The organism is Shewanella sp. CG12_big_fil_rev_8_21_14_0_65_47_15, assembly GCF_002783505.1.
Taxonomy (GTDB): domain Bacteria; phylum Pseudomonadota; class Gammaproteobacteria; order Enterobacterales; family Shewanellaceae; genus Shewanella.
In genome coordinates this window covers 41,366-54,718 of the sequence record NZ_PFGL01000062.1, presented here as the reverse complement: position 1 = coordinate 54,718, position 13,353 = coordinate 41,366, and the positions used below count along the sequence as shown (strand labels likewise).

Annotated in this window: 10 protein-coding genes; 8 read left to right on the top strand and 2 right to left on the bottom strand. The window is 45.9% G+C overall.

From position 1 onward, the window contains the following. Nucleotides 1-12: 12 nt before the first annotated feature. Nucleotides 13-1,302, bottom strand: coding sequence for a type VI secretion system-associated FHA domain protein TagH (gene tagH, locus COW15_RS16625; protein WP_293633885.1), 1,290 nt, complete (start codon nucleotides 1,300-1,302; stop codon nucleotides 13-15). 498 nt (nucleotides 1,303-1,800) lie between these two features. Between tagH and COW15_RS16620 the strand changes: the two genes are divergently transcribed. The 8 genes from COW15_RS16620 (at nucleotide 1,801) to COW15_RS16585 (ending at nucleotide 12,173) form a co-directional block, all read left to right on the top strand. Next, nucleotides 1,801-3,855, top strand: a complete 2,055-nt coding sequence (locus COW15_RS16620) for a serine/threonine-protein kinase (protein WP_293633883.1) — start codon at nucleotides 1,801-1,803, stop codon at nucleotides 3,853-3,855. Between the two features lie 47 nt (nucleotides 3,856-3,902). Next, entirely contained in the window at nucleotides 3,903-5,249 is a 1,347-nt protein-coding gene (locus COW15_RS16615) for a hypothetical protein (RefSeq protein ID WP_293633881.1), read from the top strand. A 2-nt stretch (nucleotides 5,250-5,251) separates the two neighbouring features. Beyond that, the gene (locus tag COW15_RS16610; RefSeq protein WP_293633879.1) at nucleotides 5,252-6,070 is read left to right on the top strand and encodes an Imm49 family immunity protein; all 819 of its coding nucleotides are present in this window, start codon (nucleotides 5,252-5,254) and stop codon (nucleotides 6,068-6,070) included. 119 nt (nucleotides 6,071-6,189) lie between these two features. After that, nucleotides 6,190-6,759, top strand: a complete 570-nt coding sequence (locus COW15_RS16605) for a hypothetical protein (RefSeq protein ID WP_293633877.1) — start codon at nucleotides 6,190-6,192, stop codon at nucleotides 6,757-6,759. 25 nt (nucleotides 6,760-6,784) lie between these two features. Beyond that, complete coding sequence (locus tag COW15_RS16600) at nucleotides 6,785-7,267, top strand: hypothetical protein (protein WP_293633875.1); 483 nt, start codon at nucleotides 6,785-6,787, stop codon at nucleotides 7,265-7,267. Between the two features lie 105 nt (nucleotides 7,268-7,372). Then, nucleotides 7,373-7,543 carry a hypothetical protein gene (locus COW15_RS16595; RefSeq protein WP_293633874.1) on the top strand — a complete coding sequence of 57 codons (171 nt, stop codon included), beginning with the start codon at nucleotides 7,373-7,375 and terminating at the stop codon, nucleotides 7,541-7,543. Nucleotides 7,544-7,968: 425 nt separating this feature from the next. Next, nucleotides 7,969-9,570 (top strand): MFS transporter, encoded by a 1,602-nt coding sequence (locus COW15_RS16590; protein ID WP_293633873.1) that lies wholly within the window; start codon nucleotides 7,969-7,971, stop codon nucleotides 9,568-9,570. A gap of 140 nt (nucleotides 9,571-9,710) precedes the next feature. Continuing rightward, complete coding sequence (locus tag COW15_RS16585) at nucleotides 9,711-12,173, top strand: glycoside hydrolase family 15 protein (protein ID WP_293633935.1); 2,463 nt, start codon at nucleotides 9,711-9,713, stop codon at nucleotides 12,171-12,173. A 99-nt stretch (nucleotides 12,174-12,272) separates the two neighbouring features. Here COW15_RS16585 and COW15_RS16580 read toward each other — a convergent pair whose 3' ends face one another. Beyond that, nucleotides 12,273-13,304: an isoaspartyl peptidase/L-asparaginase gene (locus tag COW15_RS16580; RefSeq protein WP_293633872.1), complete on the bottom strand. Its 1,032-nt coding sequence runs from the start codon at nucleotides 13,302-13,304 to the stop codon at nucleotides 12,273-12,275. Between the last annotated feature and the right edge of the window lie 49 nt (nucleotides 13,305-13,353).

Sequence of the window (13,353 nt, the reverse complement as noted above, 5' to 3'; positions counted from 1 at the left end):
ACACTGCACTATTCATCTATTATTCATAAAAGCATCATATGCATTTACAAACTCATCACTTATGTTACTATTCTCTATATTTATTTCATCAACAAGTCCATTATGTTTGAGTTGATAAATATTCCAAAATCTTGCTTTCCGCTGTGCAGGGTTTAACTTATCGAACAATGACTCGCTATAATCTTGTTTGGCAATTTCTGTCGGTGACAATTGAGTTAAAATACCATTCACAGCACCCTTAGCGCCTGCAATAATGGCAGATTCATGACGATTAATATCGATGAACGCCTCTTGTATCGCTTGCTTTGCTGGCATAAAGCTTAACGTTGACCGATTAAACAAATTATGAAATGCATCATCGATTGAGGCAGAAAATTTCAGTGGATTATTTTCTTTCTGTTGAAACGTTGTTTGATTCACTCTAAAGTTGCTCTTAACTTCAGATCTTGTTCGCATAATCTGGATTAAACCTGATAACGATTCTTGCAATGCAATACCTAGCTGTTCCCACCACTCATCAGAATTTTCAAGGTACTGTTCATAATTATCGATCCCTAACCCTCTTAAAAATGCAACACTGCCATTACGTCCATCTTGTTGAGACAAGAATGGGCTAACTATTTTCTGCCCTACTTTGATTTCTGCGTCTTTCTCATCGAATACCTTACTATTCAAGCTTTCAGGTACGATGTCGAACTGTTCATCATTGCTGGTCCATTGCTGTTCCCACTCATCAGGGATCAAGGTGCTAGGTGCCATAAAATGTTGTGTAAGAGGATCATTATCACTACGTTCAATAATTGACGATACAGCAATACCGTCAGGCACACCCTTTATCGAAGTCTGAATACTCTCAATTGAAACGCCCTGTCCAGGGTCCGATAATGACAGGTTCTTCGATGTATTCTTTTGATTATAAGTTGGTTTATTAACCTGAGTTATATCTGAATGGCTTTTTGTATTTAGCTCACAAATTGAAACCTTAACTTCATAATCCCCGAGGCAAAGGACATCACCTTCAACTAATGGAGTTTGTTTTTCTTGCCCAATAGGCTCAACCGAACGATTTAGAAATAATCCATTAGTTGACTGATCCTTAATAAAAAAACGCCCATTCTCAAAAAGGATTAAAGCATGGATACCAGAAACAACTCGCTCGGGATCAGGTAAGCACCAATCAGCCTTTTCAGAACGACCAAGACTGCCACCACTCGTGCCAAATCGCTTAACTGATATTTGGCGTGGTGAGAGTCGATGGTAACTTACGACTGATAATTCGATGAATGTATCAATTTGATGCACTTAATACTCCTGTATTACAAATCCATCCCATGGGCTAAGCACAATAAGTCTGAACTATTGCGAGATTGCAGAGACTAATTTTAAAAAAAGTTCGTGTCAACCAAACTAGAGCACATAGGAAAATATTAGAAAGAGTATTCCAAGTAATTTGGCTAAAATCACAAGTTAAATTAGATGGTTACAAAGGGAAATAGATAAATATCACCACGTCGTTCTTTCGTATTATTTTTTATTTTCAATTATAAGCCAAAAGTAGCAATGATAATGAACGACTGAAATGGCTAAATGTTATTACTTCTGTTAAATATTATAATATCGAGAATACGGTATAACTACGACGATGAATTTAGGTGAGGAATTTAACAAGAGCTATTTGACTGCAAACAAAGCGAGCTGTAACATGATTCACTTTATTAAAAGTGATAAATCTATTCACCCTTAATTCTTTGGACTATATGGGATAATAGTTCTTTCTAAGATCCATAACAGGAGTGTGGCATGCTTGATTCTGGGAGAGTGAGACTGGCTGATGAAACTGACGAATCATCTGGGACTTCTACTCAAATAAACACTAACATTAACAACTCTTCAGAAGAATTAGACACATCTGATAAAACACTCTTTATTAAATCCCCTACAACTATTCCTATCGTAGACACTCCCTCTGTTTCCCTAGAAGGTTCCACATTAAAAAATCGTTATTACTTAGAAAGTAAGATTGGTTCTGGTGGTATGAGTGATGTTTATCGAGCGAAGGATATTTTCCTTGAAAATTCTGGGATAAAAGATAACCACGTTGTGATTAAAGTACTGCAATCACAATTTGTAAATCAGCCAGAAGCATTACAACTCCTATTAGAAGAAGCACATAAAACCCAGCTGCTGTCACACCCTAATATAGTGAGTGTGTTTGATGTTGATTCAGATCAAGACAGATACTTTATCGTTATGGAGTATCTTGATGGTGAAAGCTTAGACCAGATCATAAAACGTTATAAGCCCAAGGGGTTAAGTCTTACGGCTGCGATGAAGTTACTAGAGCAAATCGCAGATGCATTAAATTATGCACACAAAAGAGGCATAGTTCATGCTGATCTAAAACCTGCAAATATTATGGTGGATCGACATGGACATATTAAAATACTCGATTTTGGCGTTGCACACCGCATGCAACTAAATTATGACGCGTATGCCGCAGCCCCTTTATCACAGAATGCGCCAATTAATGGCTTTACACCTGCCTATGCAAGTACAGATTTGCTTGCAGAAAAGACACCTGCTGTCTCTGATGATGTTTTCTCGTTTGCCTGTGTAACCTATGAGCTTCTTACTAGCAAACATCCTTTTGACCGTATGCCTGCCGATAAGGCACAAGCGCAACGTAAAATCGCATTAAAGCCATCGCACCTAAATGTATTACAGTGGTTAGCGCTAAAAAAAGCACTTAACTTTAATACTGCTGATAGAAATATCTCCATATCAAGCTTAATGACACATCTCAAGCGCGAACTCTGGAAACCTACGCTGGCAACAATAGCGGTACTAGCAGTATTAGGTGGTATGAGTTATCAAATTTATTCGCAGGAAAACAAGGTTGCACAAGTACAAGCAAGACAAACACAATTTGAACTTGACAGTCGTCAGCTATTAGCATTTGCCGATCTCGACGCTAAACAGTTTCTTGCAACCTTACCAAGCCTTGAGATGCAAGACCCCATCATCCGTGCTGGACTGCTTAGACAGCAAAGAGAAAACATCCTTAGCTATGTTGAGCAGCAAGTGGATCTCATATTCACTGACAAACAGCATGATTATCCCGACTACCCTAAGATGCAAAGCTTGCTCAGTGAAGCAAGAGCCCTCTATCCCGACTCCTATTTCTTACTCACCTTGAATAATAATATGGTTCGTGGAAAACAAACTGCGATTGATGTCTTACGTGAACAATTAGCGAGTTTCTTATTACAACAGAATTACTCACACCAAACGAATGGCAACGATATCTATAAAATTGCAGCTAATTTTGAACACATAGATCCACAATACAGCATTCAGCTACAAGACAACGAAATACAGGCTTTTATCCAAGCATTTGATCAAGCTAAGCAAGCGTTAGATCCCATTGTACTAGAACAACTTATTAATGCTGGAAACCTGCTTTTTTCAAGTACAGAACAAACTAAAGCATTAATATCTCAAGGTAATCAGCTTAAAACCGCTGTAAAAGCAATGTCTATTTACCATCAAGCCATTGCGAAAGGTCAACAAGCCGCATTTCCCTATTCAGATGCCACTGTTTTCTATCAAAATGCCTTTGCTACTCTGGAAAACTTGTTAGTCACCAGTAAAAGTACTGCAGATGTGGATGAGGTTTATCAACGTTTTGAAGCTTATACACCCATAGTTCCATCTGACTTTTCTCCCTACAATGAGCTACGTAAGCAACTGGCTGATAAATATCTCAATTTGGGTAGCCAATTACTTGAAGCTCGGAAAGTAAAAGATGCTGAACGCCAAATACGCAGAGCCAATGAGCTGATGAATAACAAATAGTCACTTTTCAACGCGTTCAACAGTTTTAGCATGGAGCAGTGAAACGGATGTCTTATGTAAATTACGACGGCGTAATAGTTGAGGATATATGGGGAAAAACCTATCTTATCAGCAATTGCCCCTTTGCCAGAATGGATCTGGGTGAAGATTACCTCACCCTTATTCAAGATCTCATTTTTGGCCGCCAATTTTTATACAAACTGCAACCTGAGTGGCAACAAGATACCGTGTTTCGAAAACTCTATTTGCAAGCCATGCCTTGGTGTCAGAAACTGCCGAACTTAAACACCCATCAAGTGGCGCTGGCCGTGGTCGACTGTTTTATCTCAGGCAAGCTATTAGTCTGGCAATTAACCGACGGTTGGTCAAAACCGCCGGCAGGTTCCCCAGGTATAGGCGGTTTAGTGCCGCTGGCGGGCAGTGTACTATCTGCCACTGTTAGCAGTAACACCACCAGTACCAATAAGAGCCGCTCAGCGTCACCGCTCGTTGCCGCCCCTATCGCACAAATTAAATCCCATGAATCGTCTATTGATACAATCGTGGGTGGTGCCAAACAAATCGCTAATGATGTCATCGCGGGTCAACGCGCAGCGGAGGCGGAATGGTTAGCAGAACAAGGTATTATCAAGGTAACGGATACTCAGACTAATAAACTATTAACCCCAGAGGAAGTCCGCGAACGTTATGCCGGCATAGTCACCTTCGATATCGATACCGCCGAGCAAGCGGGTGCCAATACGATTAAGGACATGCGAGGCTACAGTGCCGCGCTACTTGCTGTCGAATTGGCGAGTTCAAAGTTCAAGAAGCTGCTCACCGACCCCAAAGGTCTATACAAAGAATTGACTAAAGTGGTCGAAGATGCGCTGAAAGATGCCCGCAGCCCCGCTGAAGCCTTGGGTCACCTTGGCGGTAACCATGCAGTAGATCGTTTGGGTCTTAAGCCTGACGAGCGCTTTATTAACCGATACCATGGCCCCGATGGCATGTATTATGATGCCAATGGTAAGAGAGTTGAAGCTGAGTTCAAAGGCTATAACAAAGACAGTAACGTCTTGAGCACGAATACTAAAGAGCAAAAACAGGGTTCCGAAGCGAAAAATCTTACCCGTGCAAGACAGATGACAGGCAAAAAAGGCAAAGTCAATCAGCCATCCAAACGTCAAGGTGGTGAATATACCGAAGATGAGCAAGCACTTTGGGGGGATATTGAATTAGCTACCGGTAAGAAAAATCATCTGGCGGTATTTACTAATACCGAAACCGGTCAGGTTCGCGCCTTTAGCCAAGATAAAGACGGTAACCTTATAGACAAAGTGTTGGATGAGCCCATCCCCCATTTTAATGATGCGAAAGATATTATTAATAACGCCTTTTCAGGGAAAAAATAACCATGGCAGCAAAGAAAATCCCCCAAATGACGCAGGCTGAAATAGAACAGGATATTGAATCGGAATTAGAGCGTATCAAACGGCGGCGTAATGCAGAAGCTTCTGGTTACTATCAGATTAATGATATTGAAGTTGAATCTGTTGATTGCGCTTATGCAATGGAATACGCGGGCCTTGGTATGGCTTATGCGTTGCATGGCGATTGGGACTTAGCCAAGGAAGCCTTTCACACAGCGGCAGAATATAAAATTAAACCGCTACTAATGGCTTATTCTCCTGAGTATCCAAACTTTCTAGGTGATGCTTGTACTAGGGGGGCACAAGCGATTGATGTCGTTGATTGTTTCAACTATGCCATGGCCGCAGGAGATTTAGCCATAGCCAAGCAGGCCTGCGGCTTATTTCCCGCCCAATGGCGCCCTCGCAATAGCAAACCAGGTACTGCCGACGACTTTGTGCATGCATTACATGCGTGGTTTAGCGGCGATAAGATTAGAGCAGCTGGTTTTTGTCAAAAAAGCATGGAAGCCTATATTGCTAAGCCCAGTAAAAAAATCACTGGTCGCAGTAATTACTACACCCTACATTTGGCTTTATGGGGCATTATTATCAACGACCAAAGCGTGTTCGATACTGGCATTCAAAAACAGTTGGAGATTTGTCACCATGAAGCCCGTTATGGTGAATGGAAGGGCATGGTTGAAGGTCATTTCGCAGAATACGCCCTCGCGCTCACCAACTTAGCGATTCAGGCGGGGATGAAACACCAAATAATCGACCCATTTATTCCAGAAGGGCTTGTCTGGCAGCAACCGCGTTAAGCCATGCTACATGCCACTAATTGCACCTTGTTGGAATATTTTGTGGTCGAAGCCAAGGGGCCTGGGGCTAAGTTACAGCCAACTAGTCTAAAAGAAGCCGCCAGCATCTTGGCGGCGAGGTGGATACGGATCCCGAACTGTTGGCGGCCCTGTTTGGCATAGATAATTATGATCCCAGCCAGTCCTTTACTCTGGCAGTCATAGATATGCAGAAGATGCCGCCCAAGGCCGAGCGCAGCAGCTTTATCCCCACCTATGATAATATGCGTCGATTCGCCGAGCAGGAATTGACCGAGAAAGAAGGTTTTACTAAACCTTGCCTAGCGGCGATCCTAACCCCAGAATTTTCCGAGGGTTATGCCGGCTTCATGGCCGCTTATGCAGGTACAGGGAAAAATGTCCACAACAGAGATGCGGTAGAAGAATATGCATTAGAAACCATTCCTGATCCCGAGCTGCGAACATTAAATCGCGCCAGGCATGTGATGCAGGGAGAGTTCGGTGCCAATCCCCTGTTCGCGGGCGACGGTATGACCAAGGTCGACCAGAATAACCGCTATGCCAAGGACATAGGCCAAAACTCCGGCGTAGTGGAGACCTTCACCTTCGAGCGCGATCCGCTCACCATAGACGAGCTGCAGACACTCGGCGCAGTAACCCTGATCCCAGCCATTCCCTTGAAGGCCTGATTAACAAAAGAATAAAGGAATCCCCATGCAGTTATTACACACGGACAGCTTGCCCGCGGGCCATAGGCTAATCGCCAAGCTCGACTACTTGTTATTCAAGGATGAAACCTTGTATGTAGTGGCCTCTGCCAGCGACTTTTACTTCATTAAGAAAAGCCCGGCAATGTTTGCCCATAGAGCAGAAGAACCAGGACTTAATCTCTATCAAACCGGCTTCCCGCGGGCGGCGGCGGCCTGGATGGTCGACACCATAGAGAATAAACTGTGGAAATCTGCCGCCGAAGGCGGTTTGCCCTCGGGCACTCATTTCGTCGATGAAGACGTCGCCGGTGAAAACCTCAAGATCCGCCGCAGCATGAATGTGGGCGCAGATCAAGATAAGGGCTTCGTGTTGCTCAACTTCAGTCGTCCTCATCTCAAGTTCACGGAAAAAAACTTTCAAGAGATAGACATCTCAGACCGCTTGCTGCTCGAGGGTGGCCTGCTGGACGTGTTGAAGCGGCTTTAACCATGCTACTACACTGGCATTTTGGCGATTTAGGCGGGGATAAAACACCAGGTTATTGACCCTTTCATTCCATAAGGGCTTATCTGGCAGCAACTGCTTTAAGCCATGCTACGTGTCACTGATGGTACCGTGCTGGAATATTTTGTGGTCGAAGCCAAGGGACCAGGGGCTAAGTTGTCAACAAGCGCCTCAAAAGCCGAACATCAATGCCACTATGATCTCTTTAAAACCAACTTCAACCATATTATCCAGAGTTTCACACCCAATTTTCTGTAGAAAATAAGTTAAGATAGCGTTATCCAAAGGATGCCACGTCATGATGAATACGTATGTAAGCGGTTGTACCTAAAACCAAGGCAAGGCTACTATAAATCCGCTCGTTTCACCCTCTGCTTGTGGGGTTTGAAATGCGTGAGGTCGTTTCTGATAGGGTGAATACAAGGATTGCTATCAGACTTAAGTTCTTTCTGCTGACTGGCTTTGAGCCACTCTTTTGGACTGACTCGTTTTAATTAAGGTGTTAAGTCCAAATGTGAAATGAATTTATCGGCGAATATGCTTCTGAGGGAGAGGTATATTCGCCATTTTTTCACAGAGCAGACACGTTCATAACCTGTGCGAAACCATCCATTGCTCGGCAAAACAATTAAAACAATAAGCACTCAAGGCAGAAATACTGCCGGCAACAGAAAGGAAGTTCAATGTCTTCGAATCATCAACAGGCTAATCATCAACAAGCTAATCAACAAGATAGCCATCAAGCTGTCGTGCCTCAGGCGCCGCATTCATTCAAGCCACAACCTGAGCTGAATTTCTGGCAAATTTTTAATATGTGCTTCGGCTTTTTAGGCATTCAATTTGGTTTTGCCCTGCAAAATGCCAACGTCAGTCGCATTTTCCAAACCTTAGGCGCATCTATCGACGAAATCCCCATACTGTGGATTGCCGCGCCGCTAACGGGTTTGTTGGTTCAACCTATTATTGGTTATTTGAGTGATAAAACCTGGGGACGCCTTGGCCGCCGCCGCCCTTATTTTTTGATTGGTGCGATTTTTACCACTCTCGCCATTTTTATCATGCCGCACTCGCCTACCCTATGGATTGCTGCGGGCATGTTATGGATCATGGATGCCTCGATCAACATCGCCATGGAGCCATTTCGCGCCTTCGTCGGTGACAATTTACCGAAAAGCCAGCGTACCCAAGGCTATGCTATGCAAAGCTTTTTCATCGGCATTGGCGCTGTGGTTGCATCAGCTTTACCCTATATTTTGACTCACTTTTTGGATGTCGCTAATACTGCACCAGCGGGCGAGATTGCCGACTCAGTGCGTTATGCCTTCTATTTCGGTGGCGCAGTGTTATTGCTCGCGGTCACTTGGACTGTCGTATCGACAAGGGAATATTCCCCCGAAGAGCTTGCCGCCTTTAATGCTAAACAAATCGATGCCGAGGATGAAACCTTAGCCCGTATCCGCAGCGCCAAAAAATATCAATTTGCGTCCTTCGTGTGGATGGGTCTCGGCGCCATGCTCACCTTCGCTATTTGGGCGCAGGATTTAGATAAACAATTGTATATCTTAAGCTTAGGAATTTTCGCCTTTGGCCCATTGCAACTGTATTGCGCGCTGCGTTTGGGCAATTCACACCCCGCTGAACGCCATAAACTCGGCATGATATTTAGCGTGGTCGATGACTTATTCCATATGCCCAAAGCCATGCATCAATTGGCTATCGTGCAATTTTTCTCTTGGTTCGCGCTGTTTGCCATGTGGATTTACACCACGTCTGCCGTGACGTCCTACCATTTTGGCAGCAGCGATGTGTTGTCTAAGGCCTATAACGACGGCGCAGATTGGGTCGGCGTGCTGTTCGCCTCCTACAATGGTTTTGCCGCCATTGCGGCGATATTTATTCCTATGTTGGCTAAGCGTATTGGCATCAAACTGACCCACACAGTCAATATGTTCTGTGGCGGTATAGGCTTGATTAGCTTCTTCTTTATTAAAGACCCAAGCCTGTTATGGCTGCCTATGATAGGTGTGGGTATCGCATGGGCGTCCATTTTATCTGTACCCTATGCCATGCTGTCTGGCATGTTACCCCCACAGAAAATGGGCGTTTATATGGGGATTTTTAACTTCTTCATCGTGATCCCGCAGTTATTGGCCGCAAGCGTTTTAGGCTTAATTCTCAATACCTTATTTGATAACCAGCCCATTTATGCCCTGATCACTGGCGGTGTGCTTATGATGTGTGCCGGTATCGCAGTGCTGTTTGTCGAGCAAAATCAACCGACATAAATCATCAGACTTAACGACAAATAACAATATATCACTCTGATTTGGGGAGAATTAACATGCCCGTAAACTCAACATCGCAAGGACACAAGCGCAAGAACAGCACTTTGTCCCATTTGCGTATCAAACCCTTAGTGTTGGCGATGGCAGCCAGTGTTATCTGCAGCCTTGGATTAGCGGCTTGTTCTCCTGTCCCATCGACTTTATCAACCGCTTCGACATCGAATGAAATTGACTCCCTGTCCCAGTCGATAGCCCCCGGCGCACCGGGTAAAGCGCCGACTTGGGCATTTTCGGGTAAAACCGGTATTGGGACGTCTTACGAGCCTTACACCCAAGGCCAATATCAAGATTCGGCGCAAAACCCCGTTAGTCGCGTCTGGTTCTCCCTCGCCCAAGGTATTTTAACCGAAACCATGTATGGCCTTATTCACAATGCGCAGCTCAAAGAACTGCAATTTGTGATCACGGGAAATGGTTTTGTCGATACCGAAAAAGATAACACCATCAGCAGCATAGAATATTTAGATACGGATGCTAACGGTCGCCCGCAATCCCTTGCCTATAAAATTATCAATAAAGATGTTGAAGGTAAGTATCAGATTGAAAAGCATATCTTTACCGATCCCGACCGCGACACCCTAATGATGCGCGTCACTTTTACCGCCTTTGAAGACGGCATTACGCCGCATTTGTATGTCAATCCGCATATCGACAACGCGGGCGCCAATGATATCGGCCGCATCGACACTCATGCTAATAATCAGGCGCTGGTGGCCTATACCGCCGCCAAAGACAGCAGCGTGATGACGGTAAAATCCGATCTGAATTTTGTGCAGGCAACGACTGGCTTTGTCGGCGTCTCCGATGGCCTAGCCGATTTGGCCGATAACGGCAGACTCGATACGCCCTATCAAACGACCAGTGCACAGGATAAATCGACCGTCGGTAATATCGCCTTTACCGCGAGCTACCCTACGCTTATCAAAGCCAAACCCGTCACTGTTAATCTCGCCATCGGTTTTGGTAAAGATGAAACCCAAAGTTTAGCCAATGCCGATGCCACCTTAGCCGCAGGTTATGATGCTGTGCTCAGCGCCTACAAAGGCGACGCCACCCACGTCGGCTGGCACGATTACTTAAGCTCACTGCCCACCATCGCTAACATGGCCAACAACACCACAGATAGCGGTAAGCTGCTGTATACCAGTGCTATGGTCTTGAAAGCGCAGGAAGATAAAACCTATGCGGGCGCACTTATCGCTTCACTTTCTAATCCTTGGGGCGATACGGTTTCGGCAGCCGTGCCGAGTACTGGCTATAAAGCGGTATGGCCGCGCGACTTTTATCAATGTGCCATGGCATTCCTCGCCATGGGTGACACGCAAACGCCCAAGGTGGCCTTCGAATACCTGAAAAAAGTGCAAGTGACCGAAAAGACGCCCGGCTTTACGGGTACGCCGGGTTGGTTCCTGCAAAAGACCCATGTGGATGGCCAAATTGAATGGGTTGGCGTGCAGCTCGATCAAACTGCCATGCCTATCATGCTCGGCTGGAAACTCTGGCAAGCGGGCGTACTCACCCCTGATGAGATCGGTTACTGGTATCGAGAGATGCTCAAAGGTGCAGCAGACTTTTTGATCAGCGGCGGTGAGGTCAATCTGGATTGGAATCACACCCAAATCACCCCGCCTAAAACCCAGCAAGAACGTTGGGAAGAACAAGCGGGTTACTCCCCCTCGACAACGGCCGCAGTGATTGCCGGCCTTGTTGCCGCGAGTGAAATAGCCAAAGAAGCCAAGGATATCGACTCCAGTAGCCGTTATCTTGCCGCCGCCAAAGGCCTAAGTGACAGCTTAGAAAAACACTTAGTCACCACTCAAGGGCTATTGAAGAACAGCGCTGGCGTCAGCGCACCTTACTATTTACGTTTGAGCCCGAATGGCGAGCCAAACACTGGCGATACGCTGGCGGCGAATAATGGTAAGCAAGGTTTAGATCAACGTCAGATCCTCGATGGCGGATTTTTAGAACTAGTGCGTTATGGCGTGCGCGGTGCAACCGATAAGCTGATCAATCAAAGCCTTCAACTGATTGATAACACTGAGCTTGAGCACAACCTACGCATAAAATACGAGTTCTCCGCCAAAGATGGCAGCACTATCCCCGGCTTTAGACGTTATGGCAACGACGGTTACGGTGAGGATACGGTTTCTGGCAATAACTATGCGGAGTCGGGCAGCAACAGCGCCAATCAACGTGGCCGAGTCTGGCCCTTCTTCACCGGTGAGCGCGGTCATTTTGAGCTAGCACTCGCCCAAGCGAAAGGTGAACTAACAGGCAATAACGCCCAGCAAACTAAACAGCAGTTGATCAACACCTATGTGCAGGGCATGGAAACCTTTGCGAATGCGGGCATGATGTTACCCGAGCAAGCGTGGGACGGTGTCGGCGATGCTACTCGCTACCATTACCAACTCGGACAAGGCACCAACTCGGCCACGCCGCTCGCCTGGACCCATGCCGAATACATCAAGCTGGTGCGCTCAATGACCGATGGTCAAGTCTGGGATCACTACCCTATCGTCCCAGCGGCATTGAAATAATGAGTTTAACCCCAGCCTAAGGATAAAAAGCGAGCACAATGCCAATTGTGCTCGCTTTTTCAGCTTAAGGATCGGCGCAATAAGCGCGATATTTTTCCGTTATTGATCTTGCCAGATCAACACTTGGGCCGGTTCGCCATTACTGCGAGTCGCGCGGTACATACCTTCGGTATTAAATGGCGTGGCAATGTTGCCTCTATGATCGACCGCAATCACGCCACCCGAGCCGCCCGCTGTGATCAAACGTTGATTGATCACTTCATCGGCCGCCTGAATAATCGATTTTTGCTGGTACTTCACCTTGGCACAGATATCCCCCGCCACTTGGTAGCGAATAAAAAACTCGCCATGCCCCGTTGCTGACACCGCACACACGCCATTTTCGGCGTAGGTGCCCGCGCCAATCACAGGCGAGTCACCGATACGGCCAAAGCGTTTTGCCGTCATACCGCCGGTCGAGGTTCCCGCGGCTAAATTACCATTTTTATCTAAGGCGACTGCGCCAACAGTACCGAATTTATAATCGAGGTCCTTCATCTCAATGCCGGCAATTTGGGCTGATTTTTCTGCCGCCTGCAGTTTCTGCCGGGCATCGAGCAATTGCTGGTAGCGGGCATCGCTATCGAAATGGCTGTTAGGGACTAAGGTAAAACCTTGGGTTAAGGCAAACTCCTCCGCCCCCACGCCCGACAACATCACATGTTCAGACTTATTCATCACAGCGAGGGCTAAATCGATAGGGTTAGCGATATGGCGAACCCCGGCGACGGCGCCGGCATTCATGGTTTTACCGTCCATAATCGATGCGTCTAACTCGTGACCACCATCATAGGTATACACAGCGCCCACACCCGCATTAAATAATGGGCTGTTTTCTAAGACATTGATTGCCGTTTGTACCGCCACTAGGCTATCCCCACCCTGCTCTAATACCTTAGAGCCCTTATCGACGGCTTCCTTGAGTTTGTCTTTATAGGCTTGGCGCAGCTCGGGGGTCAGGTTAGCTTTAGAAATCGTGCCAGCACCACCATGGATAGCAATGGCAAAGGGTTTTTCATTGGCGTAGGTGTGTTGCGACATAAAAAGTGCACTCGAGATTATTAAACTAAAGGTGGCTAATTTTATTTTCATTATTTACATCCCCTTAAACAGTAGCGTCCTTTGTAACCATTTCAATGAC